Below are 18,319 nucleotides of genomic sequence, written 5' to 3'. Positions count from 1 at the left end.
ATCTTGACCACGACCCGTCGGGCATGGGTCAGCGCCGTCGCGGGCGAAGCCTCGGCGACGATCTCGGCGGCGGGGGAGGGCGCGGCGGGAAGGGTCACGGCTTCCTCCCTAGAGCATTATTCGGGCCGGGGTCACGTCTGTAGGCGCGAAAATCGTGCGACATGGCTCAAAAGAAAACGCCCGGCGGGGTCGAACCTGCCGGGCGTTTCTGTTTTCAGCGATGATCCGAGGATCAGGCTTCGGGATTGGGCACCTGATCCCAGCCACCCGCCAGCGCCTTGAACAGGGCGATCTGGTAGGTGACGACCTGGGCTTCCGAAGCGGCCAGCGTCGCGTCGGCGCCGGCCAGGGTCCGTTCCGAATCCAGCACCGTCAGGAAGCTGTCGGCGCCGGCGTCGAAACGCAGGCGCGACAAGCGGGCTGCGGTCGCCGCCTGATCCCGCGCGGTGCGCAGGGCTGTGCGACGGTCCAGTTCGTTGGCGTAGGCGCTGAGCGCCGTCTCGGTTTCCTGCAAGGCCGTGAGCACGGTCTGGTCAAAGGTCGCCAGAGCCGCGTCGGTCAGGGCGCCGGTCTGCTTGATACGGGCGCGGGCCACGGCGATGTTGGGGAAGTTCCAGCTGATCAGCGGACCGACGCTGAAGCGGAAGTTGGCGTCCTTGCCTAGATCCGAGGAGTCCAGCGAGGTCGAGCCCAGCGAGCCCCCCAGGCTGATCGACGGATAGAGGCTGGCGGTGGCCACGTTCACGCGGGCGGCGGCGGCGGCCAGACGGGCCTCGGCCTGACGCACGTCGGGACGACGAGCCAGCAGGGCCGCGCCGTCGCCGACCGGGATCGGCTGCGACAGCTGCGGCGGCGACTGGCAACCGCGCGCCGCCTCGCTGGCCTCGGCCGGGGTGCGCCCGGTCAGGGTGGCGAGACGATAGAGGGCGCCGTCGCGCTGGGCCCGCAGCGGCGGCAGGCTGGCGCGGGTGGATTCCAGAGCCGCGCGGGCGCGGGCCACATCCAGTCCATTGCCGGAACCGCCGTCCAGCAGGCGCTGGGTCAGGTCGACGGTCTTGCCTTGCAGGTCGATGGTGCGTTCGGCCACCGCGATCTGGGCGTTGGCCGAGCAGGTGTCGGCATAGGCCCGGGCGGTTTCGGCGGCGACGGTGATCCGCACCACCTCCAGCGCCTCGGCGGCGGCGGCGGCGTCGGCGCGGGCGGCGCGGACGGTCGACTCGACGCGGCCGAACAGGTCGACCTCGTAGGAGACGTCCAGACCGACGCTGTAGGTGTCGACGTCGTCCAGCTTGGCGCCGTTGGCCGCCGGGTTGGTGATGGTCGAGGCCTGGCTGCGGTTGAAGGCGGCGTTGGCGTTCGTCGAAGGCAGGCGACCGGCGCGGGCCTCGGACAGCGAGGCCCGGACGGCGCGCAGATTGGCTGCGGCCGCCTCAAGCTCGTTGTTCTCGGTCAGCGCCTGCTGGATCAGACCGTCCAGCGTGGCGTCGTTATAGAGCCGCCACCAGTCGCCGCGAGCGGCCTCGGTCGAAACCGAGGCGGATTGCGAGCCGATGAAGGCGCCTTGGCCCAGCGCCGGGACCGTGGGGTCCGGCGCCTTGGGCCCGACCGCGCAGGCGGCGAGCAGAAGCGCGGCGCTGGAGGCGGTCAGGAAGGAAAGGGCTTTACGGTTCATCAGGCGTCTCCCAGGCGCGGGCTGGCCGTCGTCGGGGCCGTCGGCGCGGGGTCGGTGGGGTCGTACGGGTCATGAGGCGGCGTGCCGTAGGTGGTCGGCAGCTCGCGCGGCTTCTCGGGCGAGTTGGGCAGCTTGCCCGCGAGCCAGCGCATCATGACGTAGAAGACCGGGGTGAAGATCAGACCGAAGAAGGTCACGCCCAACATGCCGGAGAAGACCGCCGTGCCCAGCGACTGGCGCATTTCAGCGCCGGGGCCGGTCGCCAGCATCAGCGGCATGACGCCGAAGATGAAGGCGAAGGAGGTCATCAGGATCGGACGCAGGCGCACCTTGGCGGCGTAGATCGCCGCTTCGAAGCGATCCATGCCCTCTTCTTCTTCGGCCTGCTTGGCGAACTCGACGATCAGGATGGCGTTCTTGGCCGCCAGGGCGATCAGGACGACCAGGCCAATCTGGACCAGGATGTTGTTGTCCAGACCTCGAATGTTCACGCCGATCATGGCCGCCAGCAGACACATGGGGACGATCAGCACCACCGCGAGCGGCAGGGTGAAGGCCTCATACTGGGCCGCCAGAACCAGGAAGACGAAGACCACGGCCATGACGAAGATCATGGAGGCGCCGCCCGAGGCCTGCTTCTCTTGCAGGGCCAGTTCGGTCCACTCGTAGCTGAAGCCTTGCGGCAGAGCCTGAGCCGCCAGGTTTTCCATCGTCTTCAGAGCCTCGCCGGACGAGACGCCCGGCGCGGCCTGACCCTGAAGCTCGGAAGCCGGGAACAGGTTGAAGCGGACGACGCGGGCCGGACCGGAGTCCTCGCGCAGGTTGGCGACGGCGCCGATCGGCACCATGGCGCCGGTGGCCGAGCGGGTCTTCAGGTTGGCGATGTCGGCGATGTCGTCCCGCGACGAGGGTTCAGCCTGAGCGGTGACGCGGAAGGTGCGGCCCAGCAGGTTGAAGTCGTTGATGTAGGACGAGCCGAGATAGACGCCGAGAGTGTCGAACACGGCCGAGGGCTGGACGCCCATCATCAGGGCCTTGTTGCGGTCGATGTCGGCGGCGATGCGCGGCGAGCCGGTGTTGTAGGTCGAGAAGACCTGTTGCACTTCATTCGGGATCTGGGCCGCGCCGCCCATCATGGCGAAGGTGGCGCCCTCCAGCGCGCGGTAGCCCGCGCCGGAACGGTCCTGGATCATCATCTTGAAGCCGTTGCCGTTGCCCAGGCCTTGGACGGCCGGGGGAGCGATGACGAAGATGTTGGCGTCCTCGATGCCGGCGGTGGCGCCGGTGATGGCGCCGGCCAGAGCCGTGGCGGCCTGTTCCTTGGTGCGGTTCTCAAACGCGTCCAGGCGGATGAACAGCGTCGCGGCGTTGGAGCCGAACGAGAAGCTGGAGCCGTCCAGACCGGCGAAGGCCACGGTGCCGTCGACGCCTTCCGTCTTGCGGATGATGTCGTTGGCGCGTTCCATTACGGCTTGGGTGCGGTCCAGCGAGGCACCCGCGGGCAGTTGCACCACGCCGATCAGGAAGCCTTGATCCTGCTCGGGAATGAAGCCCGACGGGGTGTCCACCAGACGCCAGCCGGTGATGGCCAGAAGGCCCACATAGATGATCGCGACGAGCATCAGCGAACGCACCAGACGGGCGGTCAGACGACCGTACTTGTCCGACAGCCAGTCGAAGCCCTGGTTGAACTTGGCGCCGGCCCAGCCGAGGTAATAGAGGACCGTGCCCCACAGGCCCGGCTTGCGCTCATGGTGGTCCTGATGCGGCTTGAGCAGCAGGGCGGCCAGGGCAGGCGACAGGGTCAGCGAGACGACCAGCGAGATCAGCGTCGCCGAGGCGATGGTGACGGCGAACTGGCGATAGAAGATGCCGGGGATGCCGGGCACGAAGGCGGTCGGCACGAACACCGCCGTCAGCACCAGGCCGATGGCGATCAGGGCGCCGGAGACCTCTTGCATGGACCGATAGGCGGCCTCCTTGGGCGTCAGGCCTTGTCTCAGGTATCGCTCGACGTTCTCGACCACGATGATGGCGTCATCGACGACGATGCCGACAGCCAGAACCAGGGCGAACAGCGACAGGGAGTTGATCGAATAGCCCAGGGCCAGCTGAACCGCGAAGGTGCCGACCAGGGCGACCGGGATGGCGATGATCGGGATGATGGCCGCGCGCCAGGTCTGCAGGAAGATCAGGACGACGAGGGCCACCAGGACGACGGCTTCGAACACGGTGTGCTGAACCGCCGTGACCGAGGCGGCGACGAATTCCGTCGGGTTGTAGGGGATGGAGGCGGCCATGCCGGCGGGCAGCTCGGCCTTGGCGGCCTCGACCTCGGCCAGGACGCGGTTGGCGGTGGCCAAGGCGTTGGCGCCCGGTTGCTGGACGACGGCGATGCCGACGCCGCGCTGGCCGTCGAAGAAGCCGCGGATGCCGTAGTCCTGGGCGCCCAGTTCGACGCGGGCGACGTCGCGGACGCGGGTCACGCGGCCCTGGGCGTCGGTCTTGATGACCACGTCGGCGAACTGATCGGGGTCGGACAGACGGCCCTGAACCTGAACCGGCAGCTGGAAGGCGGCGGCGTTGGTGGCGAAGGGCGGCTGGCCGATGGCGCCGGCGGCGGCCTGGACGTTCTGGGCGCGCAGGGCGCCGACGATGTCCGAGCCGGTCAGACCGCGCTCGGCCGCCTTGGCCGGGTCGATCCAGATCCGCATCGAATAGTTGCCGCCGCCGAAGATCTGAACCTGGCCCACGCCGTCGATGCGCAGCAGGCGGTCCCGCAGCGTCGAGTTGGCGTAGTTGCCGACGTAGTCGTTATCCAGGCTGCCGTCCGGCGAGGTCAGGCCGACGATCATCAGGAAGCCGCTTTCGGCCTTGTTGACCGTCACGCCGATCTGGCGGACCTGCTCGGGCAGCTTGGGCTCGGCCAGGGCGACGCGGTTCTGCACCAGGACCTGCGCGGAATCGAGGTCCGTGCCGGGTTGGAAGGTGACGGTGATCGACACCGCCCCGTCCGAGGTGGACGAGGAGGTCAGGTACAGCATCTTTTCGACGCCGTTAACCTCTTGCTCGATGGGGGCCGCCACGGTCTCGGCCAGGGTCTCGGCCGAGGCGCCCGGGTAGGCCGCGTTGATGGTGATCGTCGGGGGCGCGATCTCCGGGTACTGCGACAGGGGCAGCATCGGATAGGCGAACAGGCCGATCAGGGTGATGAACACCGAGATCACGCCCGCGAAGATCGGGCGGTCGATGAAGAAGCGGGAGATATTCATCTATCTTAGCCCGCGTTGGCGAAGGAGGCGCTGGAGGCCGGCGCCGCCTGGGTGACGGGGGCCGACCCGGCTTGCGGGGCGACGGGCGCGATGGTCCCGTTCTTCGGCTGGACCTTCATGCCCGGCATCTGGATGCGCTGACCGCCGGCGATGATGACGCGGTCGGTCGGCTTCAGACCCGAACGGACGACGCGCAGGCCATCGACCAGAGGGCCGGTCTGGACGGCGCGCGTGGCGGTCGAGCCGTCGGCGTTGACGACCATGACGACGCGACGGGCGGCGTCGGTGGCGATGGCGGAATCCGGCACCAGAAGGGCCTGATAGGAACCGCCGCCGGCCAGTTGCGCCTGGCCGAACATGCCGGGCTTCAGGAAGCCGTCGGCGTTCGGGACGACGGCGCGCAGGCGGATGGTGCCCGAAGCCGTGTCGATGGCGTTGTCGGTGAAGTCCAGCGTGCCGACGCGGTCGTAGCTGGTCTCATCTTGCAGGCGGATGCGGATCGGCGCCGGGCCGCCGGTGCGGGCTTCGCGCTGATACTTGAGCGCCAGGGCTTCGGAGCCGTCAAAGACGAAGTAGATCGGCGAGGACGAAACGATGGTGGTCGGGACGTCGCCGGCCGAGGAGCCGCCGCCGACCAGGTTGCCCGGATCGACCCGGCGGTCGGAGACGCGGCCCGCGATCGGGGCGGTGACGCGGGTGAACTCGACGTCCAGCTGACGGGCGCGGATGGCGGCGTTGGCGGCGGAGACGGCGGCCTGGGCCTGGGCCACGGCGCCGCGCTTGGAATCGACCTCGGCTTGCGACACGGCCTGCGAGGCCAGCAGGCCCTCGGCGCGGGCGAACTCGCTGCGGGCCAGGGTCAGCTGGGCCTGGGCCTGCGACAGCTGAGCCTGGGCGGACGCGAGCGCAGCCTGGGCGGGACGGGCGTCCAGCGTGAAGAGCAGCTGGCCCTGACGCACGAAGTCGCCGTCCTTGAAGTGGACCGCCTGGATATAGCCGCCGACGCGGGCGCGCACATCGACCGAACGGGTGGCTTCAAAGCGGCCGGTGACTTCGTCCCAGTCGACGACCTGGCGGGCCAGCGGCGTGGCGACCATGACGGGGGGCGCCTGTGGCGCAGGGGCCTCGCCTCCCTTGGAACAGCCATAGAGGGCGGCCGTCATCAGAACGGACGCGACCGCGATCTTCACCGTGCGCATCGGCGCATTCTCCTGTTGGGAGGGTTTTCGTACATTAACAGACCGGCGCTCTTCGGGGGAGGAAGCGCCAGTCAACGTTCGGTGACTTAATGATGATCGTGGTTCAGCTTGTCAACGCCTGATGACAAAGCCATATAGACGATAAGGTTTATATGAGTACGGCCCGTTGGTCCTTTGCGACGCCCCCCGACCGCGTAACGCCACGCGCCAGGCCATTCTGGAGGCGGCGCGGGAGCGGTTCTGCTCGGACAGTTACGACGACGTCGGCATGCGCGATGTCGCGCGCGACGTCGGCGTGGATGCGGCCCTGATCAGCCGCTACTTCGGTTCCAAGGAAGACTTGTTCGTCGCCGTGCTGGACAGTTGCAAGAACGGGCGCGACCTGATGGACGGCCCGCGCGAGGATTTCGGCGAGCGGCTGGCGCGCGAGATCATCTATGGCGAGGTCATGCCGTGCCAGGATGATGGTGCGGGCGCCAAGATGCGCGGTCTGCTGATTCTGCTGCGGTCCGTCGGATCGGCCAAGGCGATGGACGTCATGCAGCGCACCTCCAACAATCGCTTCTTTGACCCTCTGGCCGCGTGGATCGGCGGCCCGGATGCGCCGGTGCGGGCGCGCCTGGCGGCGGGTCTGATCATGGGCATGGCCATCGGACGCGAGCTGTCGGACGGCTATTCGTCGCTGGGCGAGACGCAGAAGGCGGAGCTGGCGCGGAGGATGGCCGTGGCCTTGCAGGGCCTGATCGACAACTGAACACGAAAAGGGCGGACCGCGAGGCCCGCCCTTTCTCTTTTGATATATGGGCTGAGGCTCAGGCCCAGTGCATCGGCACATGGCGGGCGGCGGCCCAGTGGATGGCGCGGATGGCGTCGACGATGGCGCGGGTGGCCTCGACCGTGCCCAGAGCCCCGCCCAGATCAGCCGTCACAGCGCCGGAGGCCTGGACGGCGGCGACGGCGGCCTCGATCGAATCCGCCTCGTCTTCCAGTTCGAAGCTGTGACGCAGCATCATGGCCGCTGACAGGACCATGCCGATGGGGTTGGCCAGGTCCTGACCGGCGATGTCGGGGGCCGAGCCGTGGATGGGCTCGAACAGGCCGGGACCGCTGCTGCCCAGCGAGGCCGAGGGCAGCAGGCCGATGGAGCCGCCCAGCACCGAGATCTCGTCCGACAGGATGTCGCCGAACATGTTCTCGGTCAGGATGACGTCATACTCGCGCGGCTTGCGGATCAGGTGCATGGCCATGGAGTCGACCAGGGCGTGCTCCAGGGTGATCTGCGGATATTCCTCGGCGTGGATGCGGGTCACGACCTCGCGCCACAGGCGGCTGGTCTCCATGACATTGGCCTTGTCGACCGAGGTGACCTTGCCGCGACGCTGGCCGGCGGCCTGGAAGGCGGCGCGGGCGACGCGTTCGATCTCCTCGACCGTATAGACGCACAGGTCTGAGGCGCTGGTTTCGGTGCGGGTCTTTTCGCCGAAATAGACGCCGCTGGTCAGCTCGCGGAAGACGATCAGATCGACGCCCTCGACGATCTCCTTCTTCAGCGGAGACAGGTGGGCCAGGACCGGCGAGACCTGCAGGGGGCGCAGGTTGGCGTACAGGCCCATGGCCTTGCGGATGGCCAGCAGACCCTGTTCCGGCCGGACGGGCGCGCCGTCCCATTTGGGTCCGCCGACCGCGCCCAGCAGGACGGCGTCGGAGGCTAGGCAGGCGGTTTTCGTTTCCTCAGGCAGGGCTTCGCCGGTCGCGTCGATGGCGGCGCCGCCGATCAGGTGCTCGGTGAACTCGAAGCGGTGGCCGTAGATGTCGCCGATGCAGGTCAGGACGCGCTCGGCCGCCAGGGCGACCTCAGGCCCGACGCCGTCGCCAGGCAGGACCACGATGTTGAAGGTGCGGGTGTGGGGCATCAGATGGTCTCCGGTTCACGGAAGCGTTCGTAGGTCTGGATGTAGGGCAGTTTCGACTGCAGCCAGCCGAGGGTGTCGACGCCGTCGAGCAGGCACTGGCGGGCGAAGGCCTCGACCTTGAAGGGGACGGGGGCGGCGTTGCCGCGACGGATCTCGCCGGCTTCCAGATCAATGGTGACGGGCTGTTCGGGATGGGCGGCCAGGTCGTCCCAGGTCGCCTGGTCGACGACGATGGGCAGGAAGCCGTTCTTCAGCGCATTCGAGGTGAAGATGTCGGCGATCTCGGTCGAGATCACCGCCCGGAAGCCATAGTCCAGCAAGGCCCAGGGGGCGTGTTCGCGCGAAGAGCCGCAGGCGAAGTTGGGGCCGGCCAGCAGGATGCGCTGCTCGGTCGGATCGATGCGGTTCAACACCGCCTCGGGCTTGGGCGAACCGTCGGCTTCGTAGCGCCAGTCATGGAAGGCGTGGGCGCCCAGACCCTCGCGCGACGTGGTGGTCAGGAAGCGGGCCGGGATGATCTGGTCGGTGTCGATATTGGCCTGGCTCAGGGTCAGGGTCTTTGACGTCAGGACTTTAAACGGTTCAGACATTATTCTGCTCCTACCGCCGCGCGCGCGGCGCTCGGCTGCATGAGGAGGGCCGCCTCCGACAGAAAGACGCGCGGATCGGTCAGGACGCCGGCGACGGCGCTGGCCGCGGCGGTGGCGGGGCTGGCCAGGATGGTGCGGGCGCCCTTGCCCTGACGACCTTCGAAATTGCGGTTGGAGGTCGAGACCGCCAATTGGCCGGGGGCGACGAAATCGCCGTTCATGGCGATGCACATGGAGCAGCCGGGGATGCGCCATTCGGCGCCGGCGTTGATGAAGACCTGGTCCAGGCCTTCGGCCTCGGCGTCGCGACGCACGGCCTCGGAGCCGGGGACGACCAGCATGCGCACGCCCGGCTGGACCTTGCGGCCGCGCAGGATGTCGGCAGCGGCGCGCAGGTCGGGCAGGCGGCCATTGGTGCAACTGCCGATGAAGACGACATCGACCTTGTGGCCGGTCGTCGCCTCGCCGGCGGTGAAGCCCATGTAGTCCAGGGCCTTCTGGTCAGACGCCGAGCGAGGATGGGGCGCCGGGGCTCCAACGGGGGCGCCCGCGTCGGGGGTGGTGCCCCAGGTGGCCATGGGACGGATGGCGGCGCCGTCCAGCGTCACCTCCTTGTCGAAGGTCGCGCCGGGATCGGAGGCCAGGGTCAGCCAGTCGGCGGCGGCTGTGTCGAAGTCGGCGGGAACGTGACGACGCCCGCGCAGCCAGTCGATGGTGGTCTGGTCGGGGGCGATCATGCCCGCGCGTGCGCCCGCCTCGATGGACATGTTGCACAGGGTCATGCGCCCTTCCATGTCCAGGGCGCGCACGGCCTCGCCCGCATATTCGATGACGTAGCCGGTGCCGCCGCCGAAGCCGATGGCGGCGATGATCGCCAGAGCCACGTCCTTGCCCGAGACGCCGGGGCGCAAGGCCCCGTTGACGGTCACGCGCATGGATTTGGCGCGGCGCTGCAACAGGCACTGGGTGGCCAGCACATGGCCGACTTCCGACGTGCCGATGCCGAAGGCCAAGGCCCCGAAGGCGCCGTGGGTGGCGGTATGGCTGTCGCCGCAGACCACGGTCATGCCTGGCTGAGTCAGGCCCAGCTCAGGCCCCATGACGTGAACCACGCCGCGCTGATCCGAGTCCCAGCCCGCCAGTTCGACGCCGTGGCGCGCGCAGTTGGCCTCCAGCGTCTCGACCTGATTTTTGGCGGCGGCGGTGAAGTAGGGGCGCTGGCCGTCGGGCCCTGCGGGCAGGGTCGGGGTCGAGTGGTCCAGGGTGGCGAAGGTGCGGTCGGGGCGGCGGACCTTCAGGCCGCGCGCCTCGATTTCGGAAAAGGCCTGGGGCGAGGTGACTTCGTGGACCAGGTGCAGGTCCACATACATGACGCCCGGCGTCTCGGCCGTTTCCGGCACGACGACGTGCCTGTCCCAGACCTTTTCGTACAGGGTGCGGGCGCTCATCGGCGATCCTCCCCTGCGAAGCGGGGGAGGGGGACCATGCGCAGCATGGTGGAGGGGGCGAAGGCCGAGCGCGACGGATGGGGCTTGCCCCCTCCACCGCCTGCGGCGGTCCCCCTCCCCCGTCGCGAGGCGACAGGGGAGGATTGATCATGCCGGCTCATGCACGCGCTCCTTGGCCGGGGCGGCGGACGAGGCTTCGCCGATGGGCTCCAGCCAGCCGAAGCGGTCGGGGGTCGTGCCGTCGAACAGGCCGCGGAAAGCCTTGTTGACCGCCTTGGTGATCGGGCCGGGGCCGTTGGCGCGGGTGGGGATGCCGTCGATGGAGCGGACCGGGGTGATCTCGGCGGCGGTGCCGGTCATGAAGACCTCGTCGGCGACGTAGAGGGCCTCGCGCGGCAGGACCTGCTCGCGAGCCTCATAACCCAGACCGCGCGCCAGTTTCATTACGCTGTCGCGGGTGATGCCTTGCAGGATGGAGGCGGCGGCGGGCGGGGTCATCAGCACGCCGTCCTTGACGATGAACAGGTTCTCGCCGGCCCCTTCGGACAGCAAGCCGTCGGCGCCCAGGGCGATGCCTTCGCCGAAGCCGCGGACGCGGGCCTCGCGGCCGATCAGATAGCCGGACAGGTAGTTGCCGCCCGCCTTGGCGCCCGCCGGGATGGTGTTCGGCGCGACGCGGTTCCAGCTGGAGATGCAGGCGTCGACGCCCTTCTCCAGGGCCTCTTCGCCCAGATAGGCGCCCCAGGGGAAGGCCGAGATCATGACGTCGGTGCGGATGGTCTCAGGCGACGGAGACACGCCCATGCCGCACTCGCCCAGGAAGGCCAGGGGGCGCAGATAGGCCGAACGCAGGCCCTCGGAACGAACCACCTCCTTGCAGGCCTGGACCAGCTCGTCCTCGGTGAAGGGCAGGGGGAAGTGATAGATGCGGGCGCTGTCGAACAGGCGGCGGATGTGGTCGGTCAGGCGGAAGCCGCACGGGCCGTTCGGGGTGTCATAGACGCGGATGCCTTCGAACACCGAGGTGCCGTAGTGCAGGGCGTGGCTCATGACGTGAATCCTGGCGTCGGCCCAGGGCGTCAGTTCGCCGTTGATCCAGATATTCTTAGCCAGCGGTTGCATAGGTCTTGTCCATTTGTGCGGAGGCGCCTGCGGCTGTCACAGCCGCGATGATGGCGGTCAGCTCCGCGTCATTGATTTCGCCGATCTGGTCGGCGCGTTGCTTGAAGCCGGCGAAGACGTCGGCCAGGCGCTGGCCCTCCAGCACGTGACCCAGGGCCTCGGCCCGCTTGCCGACCGCGTGGCGGCCGGAATGCTTGCCCAGCACGAAGTAGCTGCCCTCGAAACCGACGTCCTCGGGACGCATGATCTCGTAGGTGCGGGCGTCGGCCATCATGCCGTGCTGGTGGATCCCGGCCTCGTGGGCGAAGGCGTTCAGGCCGACGATGGCCTTGTTGCGGGCGATGACCGTCTCGGTCACTTCGCGCAGGGTTTCCGACGCGCGCACCAGGTGGCGGCTCTCGGAGGCGACCGTCACGCCATAGCGGTCCGCGCGGGTGCGCAGAGCCATGATGATCTCCTCGATCGAGGCGTTGCCGGCCCGTTCGCCGATGCCGTTGATGGCGCCCTCGATCTGACGCGCCCCGCCCTCTACGGCGGCCAGGGAGTTGGCGACGGCCAGGCCCAGGTCGTTGTGGGCGTGGGAGGAGAAGATCACGTCCGCGTGGCGCGGTCGGATGATCCCGTCCAGGTAGGCGAAGCGCGCGCGCACTTCTTCCGGCGTGGCGTAGCCGACGGTGTCGGGCACGTTCAGCGTCTGGGCGCCCGCGTCGGCGGCCGCCATCAGGGCCTCGGCCAGGAACTCCGGCTCGGTGCGGAAGGCGTCCTCGGCTGAGAACTCGACGTCGTCGAACATGGTGGCGGCGTATTCCACCGTGCGCGAAATCGTGGCCAGCACCTCGTTGGTGCTCATCCGCAGCTTGGCCGAGCGGTGGATCGGGCTGGTAGCCAGGAAGATGTGGCTGCGGCGATGCGATTTGGGCGCCGGGGCCAGAGCCCGGAACGAGGCGTCGATGTCCTTCTCGTTGGCGCGCGACAGCGAGGCGAAGACCGGGCCCTCGATCTCGCCGCAGACGCGGCGGATGCACTCCTCGTCGCCCGGCGAGGCGGCGGCGAAGCCGGCCTCGATCACGTCCACGCCCAGGTCGCGCAGGACATGGGCCATCTTCAGCTTGGCCTCGGCCGACATGGAGAAGCCAGGCGCCTGTTCGCCGTCGCGCAGGGTGGTGTCGAAGATGATGACGCGGTTGGGGTCCGACGCCGCGATTTCGGCGGTTCTGGATACTCGTTCTACTCGGGACATTAGGCGGCCTCGGACTGGTAGGCGGGGGCGCCGATGCGGGCGACGCCGAACAGGCGGTCGATCTGGCAGCCCAGGTTGTCGATGGAGCGCGCGGCGTCACGGCCGCGCACGGTCAGGGCGATGCGGCGCGACGCGCCTTCGTCGGCCATGCTCATGCCGTCGATGTGGAAGCCGCGGCGCTCCACCAGGCCGATGAGACGCTGAAGCGAGCCGTCGGCCCGGTCGATCTGGATGTGAATGGTGTCGCTCATGCTCATGCGCCTTCCATCATTTCAGCGTTGCTCTTGCCCGGCGGAACCAGAGGCCAGACGTTCTCTTTGGGGTTGATGATGACGTGCGCCAGGCAGGGGCCGTCGGCCGCCAGCAGACGGGCGATGCCGGCCTCGACCTGATCGCGACGATCAATGCGGAAGGCCTCGATGCCGAAGGCCTCGGCCACCTTCACGAAGTCCGGGTTGTCGGACAGATCGACCTCGGAATAGTTCTCCTCGAAGAACAGCTCCTGCCACTGGCGCACCAGGCCCAGGGAGGAGTTGTCCAGCAGGACGATCTTCAGCGCGACGCCGTAGCGTTTCAGCGTCGCCAGCTCCTGGATGTTCATCATGAAGCCGCCGTCGCCGGCGATGGTGACGACCGTGGCCGACGGGTCCGCCAGCTTGGCGCCCAGGCCGGCGGGCAGGCCGAAGCCCATGGCGCCCAGACCGCCCGAGGTGATGTGGGCTTCCGGCTTGGAGAAGCGGCAGTGCTGGGCGGCCCACATCTGATGCTGGCCAACGTCGCAGGCGGCGACGAAACGGTCGCCGGCGGCCTCGGACAACTGCTTCAGCAGGGCGGGCGCATAGACGCCTTCGCCCGGCGCATCATAGCGGGCGGCGTGATGGGCGGCGGCCGAGGCGCAGCGGATGACCCAGGGGTCGATGGCCAAGGGCGCGGCGGCCATGCGCACGGTCAGGGCCTCGACCCCGGGCTTTAGTTCGCCGGCGACGGCGACATGGGTCTCGCGCAGCTTGCCGATCTCGGAGGCGTCGATATCGAAATGGACGACGCGGGCGTGGGGCGCGAACTCAGCCAGCTTGCCCGTGGCGCGGTCGTCGAAACGGGCGCCCAGAACAATCAGCAGGTCCGACGACTGGACCGCCTCGTTGGCGGCGCGCGTGCCGTGCATGCCCAGCATCCCCAGATAGCCGGGGGCGTCGGTGGCGATGGTGCCCAGGGCGTTCAGGGTCGAGACGGCGGGGATGCCGGTGGCCTCGGCGAAGGCGCGGACAGCCTCGGTGGCGCGGCCGATCTTCACCCCGCCGCCGATGTAGATCAGGGGGCGCTCGGCGGCGCGGATGAAGCGTTCGGCCTCGGCGACAGCGTCGTGGTCGACCTCGGCGGTCTCATTGGGAATGTTAAAGCCGAACGGGGCGACGGCGGTCGCGAACTGGACGTCCTTGGGCAGGTCGACCAGGACCGGGCCGGGACGACCCGAGGCGGCGATATGGAAGGCCTGTTCGACGGCGGCCGGGATCTCCGACGCGTCGCGCACCAATATAGAGTGTTTCACGATCGGCAGGGTGACGCCCAGGATGTCGATCTCCTGAAAGGCGTCGGTGCCCATGACGCCTTGGGGGACGTTGCCGGTGATGCAGACCATGGGCACCGAATCCATCATGGCGTTGGCGATGCCGGTGATCAGATTGGTGGCGCCGGGGCCGGACGTGGCCATGCAGACGCCGACCTTGCCCGAGGCGCGGGCATAGGCGTCGGCGGCGAAGGCCGCGCCCTGTTCGTGGCGGACCAGGATATGCTTCAGGCCCGTGCCGGTCAGGGCGTCGTAGATGGGCATGATGGCGCCGCCGGGGTAGCCGAAGACCACCTCCACGCCCATCCGCTCCAGGCTGGAGACGAGCAGGCGCGCGCCGGTGGCCGTGTCGTTCACGGTCGCCGGGGCGGAGGCGGTTTTCAGGGCGGGCGCGGCGGCGCTCATCGGGTCGGTCTCACTTTATATATGGTGCAGGTCAGGCGGCTTCAGACTTGGCGGTCTGCAGCCAGGCCATGCGCTCGCGCAGGCGCGCGCCGGTCTGTTCGATCTGGGATTCGCTGTCGGCCTTCAGCCAGGCGGCGTACTGGGGCTTGCCGGCTTCATTTTCGGCGATCCAGTTGCGCGCGAAGGCGCCATTCTGGATCTCGTTCAGGACCGTCTTCATGCGGGCGCGGGTCTCGTCGTTGATGACGCGCGGCCCCGAGGCGACGGCGCCCCACTTGGCCGTTTCCGAGATGAAGTGGTGCATCTTGGAGATGCCGCCCTCGTAGAACAGGTCCACGATCAGCTTCAGCTCATGCAGGCATTCGAAGTAGGCGATCTCGGGCTGGTAGCCGGCCTCGACCAGGGTGTTGAAGCCCGACATGACCAGTTCCTTGGCGCCGCCGCACAGGACGGCCTGCTCGCCGAACAGGTCGGTTTCGGTCTCTTCGCGGAAGGAGGTCTCCAGCAGGCCCCCGGTCGCGCCGCCGATTCCCTTGGCGTAGCCCATGGCGCGGTCGCGCGCCTTGCCGGTCGCGTCCTTCTCGATGGCGAACAGCGAGGGGACGCCCCGGCCGCGCGCGAACTCGCGACGGACCAGATCGCCGGGGCCTTTAGGGGCGACCAGGATGACGTCCATGTCGTCGCGCGGCGTGATGCGGTCGTAGATGATCGAGAAGCCGTGGGCGAACAGCAGGGCGGCGCCCGGCTTGGCGTTGGGCTCGATGATGTCGCGATAGACCTCGTTCTGGATCATGTCCGGGGTCAGGATGGCGATGATGTCGGCGCCGCGAACGGCCTCTGCCGGCTCGGCGGTGGGGACGCCGTCGGCCGTAGCGTGCTTCCAGCCCGTGCCGCCCTGGCGAACGCCGACGACGACGTCATGGCCCGAGTCCTTCAGGTTCTGGGCGTGGGCGCGACCCTGCGAGCCATAGCCGATGACGGCGATGCGCTGGCCGGCGATGGCGCCCGGCTTGATGTCGTCGTTGGTGTAGATGGTGATGGCCATGGTTCAGGCGTCCTCAGAAATCTTGTCTTTTGGGATTGGGGCGTTGGAATAGGTCGCAGCCGTTTGGGCCGGCGGCGGATTGGGAATGGTCACGGCCCCTTGCGAGGCGGAGGCGACGGCGGCGCGGTATTTCGCGAAAACGCCTTGCGCCGGACGGACCCGGTTGGGGGCGAAGTCCGCCCGGCGCGCCTCCAGATCGACGAGCACGTCGATCCTTCGGTTGGTGACGTCGATGACGATCGGATCGCCATCGCGAATGAGGGCAATCGGGCCGCCCGCCGCCGCTTCGGGCGAGACGTGGCCGGCGACGAAGCCGTAGGAGGCGCCCGAGAAGCGACCGTCGGTCAGCAGGGCGACGTTCTCGATCTTGCGGCCCTTCAGGGCGGCGGTGACTTGCAGCATCTCGCGCATGCCGGGACCGCCCTTGGGGCCTTCGTAGCGGATGATGATGACGACGCCTTCGCCGACCGAGCCGTCCTGAACCGCATGGAAGGCGTCTTCCTCGCAATCGAAGACGGCGGCGGGGCCTTCAAAGCGGTCGACCTTGTGGCCCGTCAGCTTGATGACCGCGCCTTCGGGGGCCACGTCGCCATAGATGACGGCGTAGGAGCCGCGCGCCATGACGGGGGCGTCCATGCTGGCGACGACCTGTTGGCCCGGCGTCTCTTCGGCCTCGGCAGCCTCGGCGAACAGGCTGCGGCCTGTGACGGTCGGGGTGTTGACGATCTTGCCCGCCTCGGCCAGGCGCTGGGCGACCAGGCGCGTGCCGCCCGCCGCGAACAGGTGCGAGGCCAGGAAGCGGCCGCCGGGCTTCAGGTCGCAGATGACCGGGGCCTCGACGCAGGCCTGGTGGCAGTCCTCGATGCCGAAGTCGACGCCGGCCTCGGCGGCGATGGCGGTCAGGTGCATGACCGCGTTGGTCGAGCCGCCCGAGGCCGAGACCGCGACGGCGGCGTTCTTCAGGCTGGCGCGGGTGATGTACTTGCGGGCGGTGTCGCCGGCGAAGACGCGCTCGACGATCAGGCGGCCGCAGCGCTCGCCTTCTGCGCCCTTGCCGGGATCGACGGCGGGGACGTCGTTTGCGCCCATGGGGCTGATGCCCATCATCGACAGGGCCATGGCCATGGTGTTGGCGGTGAACTGACCGCCGCAGGCTCCGGCGCCGGGGCAGACCGCGCTCTCGACCGCCTTCAGGCCCTCGTCGGACAGGGCGCCGGCGCCGTGGGCGCCGATGGCCTCGAACACCTCCTGAACCGAGACCTCCTTCTCGCCGATCCGGCCGGGCAGGATGGTGCCGCCGTAGTAGACCAGGCCGGGAATATCCATCCGCGCCAGAGCCATGGCCGCCGCCGGGATGGTCTTGTCGCAGCCGACGATGCAGACGACGCCGTCCAGCTGATGCCCCTCGACCGCCAGCTCGATAGAGTCGGCCACGACCTCACGGCTGATCAGCGAGGCCTTCATCCCCTGGGTGCCCATGGAGATGCCGTCGGTGACGACGATGGTGTTGAAGTCGACGGGATAGCCGCCCGCGGCGATGATGCCGGCGCGCACGTCCTTGGCCAGGCGGTCCAGGTGCATGTTGCACGGGGTGACCGTCGACCAGGTGTTGACGATGGCGATCATCGGCTTGTCGAAGTCGGCGTCCTGCATCCCTGCGGCGCGCAGATAGGAGCGCGCCGCAGCCCGGGCCGGCCCCTGGGTGACGGCGGAACTGCGCGCGTTGGGTTGTTTTTTGCTGTCGGGCGAGTTGGTCATCGGATTTTTGGAAGGTTCTGCCTATCGGGTCTGTGCTGGGCACATGAAAAACCCCGCTGCCGGTTGGGAGCGGGGTGAAGCGGGCGATTTTGACTGGGTTAGGTCAGGTCGCAGGCATCCACACCGCTCGGCTAAGCGGAATAAGAATTACCGAAAGAAGGAGCACGCCCAGCGACAGCACGCGCAGATCGGCCGCCGCTTTCGCGGGGCTCAGGATCGCAGCAATGGCGGCGCGGTGGGACACGGAAGAACCTTTCAACTGGACGCTCTTATGCCGTCGCCTATGCTGCGATGCAACCCGCTCCAGCTCAAATGTGGAATAAAAGTGCATTAGAGCGCCCATCGCAACGTGTGGGGCGTGTCTGTTGCGTCATTAGGTGAGGGTGGCGCAAGATTTTACCGTCCTGAGCGTTGAGGTGCGATGGCGGCTGGCGCTGGGCGGCAGGGGTGATCTGTTGTCCCTTTATAATAGGGCGATGGCGGCGTGCGGTTCTGTGCAGCGCTCTTGGACTCCTGTTCGTCGAGATAGTTCGTGAATCTGTCATTCTTGTCTTGTGGACTCGGGGATGGGTCCGTATATCCGCCGCTCGCTTGGAAACGGGCGGGCCGCGGGGTTCGGAAACGGGCCGGGCGGGATCTGTGAAGGTGGAGCTTCGGTTTCCAGCTTTGCAGAAAAGGTTGAAAAGCCTTGTTGACTTGGAGTTTGGCTTTCCTTAGATAGCCGCCTCCGCCGGGCCTTTGGGTTCGGGAGTGTTGAGAGAAAGTTCTTTAAAAAGAACTGCTTGACACGGAAAATCAGGGGCGGTAAACACCGCCTCCGCCGCGAACGGGCGCTAAACGGTTTGGCTGGTTTGTTCCGGTCCTGGTCTTTGAAATCGTTGATCTGGTAAAGAGAAACGCAGGCGGCGGTGTCCTAGCGAGACTGTTCTTCGGAACAGTTTAGTCGACACTGACAATCTGCGGTCTTTTTGAAAAGACATACCATGTAACCGATCTTCGGATTGGTGACGTGGGATCTCGTCAATAAAATACGTAGAACTAATGCCAACACGGACTTCGGTTCGTGATGCTTAGGTCAATGGTCAACT

The 18,319-nt window shown here is 67.9% G+C and carries 14 protein-coding genes; 1 reads left to right on the top strand and 13 read right to left on the bottom strand.

The window, feature by feature from the left end; all coding sequences use genetic code 11:
- Positions 1–232: 232 nt before the first annotated feature.
- Genes HX774_RS11000 through HX774_RS10990 form a run of 3 tightly spaced genes read right to left on the bottom strand, consistent with a single transcriptional unit; the run spans position 233 to position 6,143 of the window.
- Positions 233–1,672 (bottom strand): efflux transporter outer membrane subunit, encoded by a 1,440-nt coding sequence (locus HX774_RS11000; protein ID WP_255500396.1) that lies wholly within the window; start codon positions 1,670–1,672, stop codon positions 233–235.
- Positions 1,672–4,944: an efflux RND transporter permease subunit gene (locus HX774_RS10995; protein ID WP_178826754.1), complete on the bottom strand. Its 3,273-nt coding sequence runs from the start codon at positions 4,942–4,944 to the stop codon at positions 1,672–1,674. The genes HX774_RS11000 and HX774_RS10995 overlap by 1 nt, the downstream gene beginning before the upstream one ends.
- Before the next feature lie 5 nt (positions 4,945–4,949).
- Positions 4,950–6,143, bottom strand: a complete 1,194-nt coding sequence (locus HX774_RS10990) for an efflux RND transporter periplasmic adaptor subunit (protein WP_178826752.1) — start codon at positions 6,141–6,143, stop codon at positions 4,950–4,952.
- A gap of 166 nt (positions 6,144–6,309) precedes the next feature.
- On the opposite strand from HX774_RS10990, the gene HX774_RS10985 reads away from it, so the two are divergent.
- Complete coding sequence (locus tag HX774_RS10985) at positions 6,310–6,897, top strand: TetR/AcrR family transcriptional regulator (protein WP_178826750.1); 588 nt, start codon at positions 6,310–6,312, stop codon at positions 6,895–6,897.
- 58 nt (positions 6,898–6,955) lie between these two features.
- Here HX774_RS10985 and leuB read toward each other — a convergent pair whose 3' ends face one another.
- The 10 genes from leuB to HX774_RS10935 all read right to left on the bottom strand — a co-directional run bounded on the left by leuB (position 6,956) and on the right by HX774_RS10935 (position 17,475).
- The gene (leuB, locus tag HX774_RS10980; RefSeq protein ID WP_178826748.1) at positions 6,956–8,056 is read right to left on the bottom strand and encodes a 3-isopropylmalate dehydrogenase; all 1,101 of its coding nucleotides are present in this window, start codon (positions 8,054–8,056) and stop codon (positions 6,956–6,958) included.
- Positions 8,056–8,646: a 3-isopropylmalate dehydratase small subunit gene (leuD, locus tag HX774_RS10975; protein ID WP_178826746.1), complete on the bottom strand. Its 591-nt coding sequence runs from the start codon at positions 8,644–8,646 to the stop codon at positions 8,056–8,058. Before leuD ends, leuB begins: the two co-directional genes overlap by 1 nt.
- Positions 8,646–10,094, bottom strand: a complete 1,449-nt coding sequence (gene leuC / locus HX774_RS10970) for a 3-isopropylmalate dehydratase large subunit (RefSeq protein WP_178826744.1) — start codon at positions 10,092–10,094, stop codon at positions 8,646–8,648. The genes leuD and leuC overlap by 1 nt, the downstream gene beginning before the upstream one ends.
- Positions 10,095–10,241: 147 nt before the next feature.
- Positions 10,242–11,216, bottom strand: a complete 975-nt coding sequence (locus tag HX774_RS10965) for a branched-chain amino acid transaminase (RefSeq protein ID WP_178826742.1) — start codon at positions 11,214–11,216, stop codon at positions 10,242–10,244.
- Positions 11,200–12,456: a 2-isopropylmalate synthase gene (locus tag HX774_RS10960; protein WP_178826740.1), complete on the bottom strand. Its 1,257-nt coding sequence runs from the start codon at positions 12,454–12,456 to the stop codon at positions 11,200–11,202. Before HX774_RS10960 ends, HX774_RS10965 begins: the two co-directional genes overlap by 17 nt.
- Positions 12,456–12,707 (bottom strand): ACT domain-containing protein, encoded by a 252-nt coding sequence (locus tag HX774_RS10955; protein WP_114818162.1) that lies wholly within the window; start codon positions 12,705–12,707, stop codon positions 12,456–12,458. Before HX774_RS10955 ends, HX774_RS10960 begins: the two co-directional genes overlap by 1 nt.
- Before the next feature lie 2 nt (positions 12,708–12,709).
- Positions 12,710–14,428 carry an acetolactate synthase 2 catalytic subunit gene (gene ilvG / locus HX774_RS10950; RefSeq protein WP_178826738.1) on the bottom strand — a complete coding sequence of 573 codons (1,719 nt, stop codon included), beginning with the start codon at positions 14,426–14,428 and terminating at the stop codon, positions 12,710–12,712.
- A 31-nt stretch (positions 14,429–14,459) separates the two neighbouring features.
- Entirely contained in the window at positions 14,460–15,473 is a 1,014-nt protein-coding gene (gene ilvC, locus HX774_RS10945; protein WP_178826736.1) for a ketol-acid reductoisomerase, read from the bottom strand.
- A gap of 3 nt (positions 15,474–15,476) precedes the next feature.
- Positions 15,477–17,231: a dihydroxy-acid dehydratase gene (locus HX774_RS10940; RefSeq protein ID WP_178826734.1), complete on the bottom strand. Its 1,755-nt coding sequence runs from the start codon at positions 17,229–17,231 to the stop codon at positions 15,477–15,479.
- A gap of 103 nt (positions 17,232–17,334) precedes the next feature.
- Positions 17,335–17,475: a hypothetical protein gene (locus tag HX774_RS10935; RefSeq protein ID WP_178826732.1), complete on the bottom strand. Its 141-nt coding sequence runs from the start codon at positions 17,473–17,475 to the stop codon at positions 17,335–17,337.
- Positions 17,476–18,319: the final 844 nt, after the last annotated feature.

This window comes from Brevundimonas sp. P7753, assembly GCF_013386595.1.
GTDB classification, from domain to species: domain Bacteria; phylum Pseudomonadota; class Alphaproteobacteria; order Caulobacterales; family Caulobacteraceae; genus Brevundimonas; species Brevundimonas bullata.
This window is presented reverse-complemented; position numbering and strand designations above follow the sequence as displayed.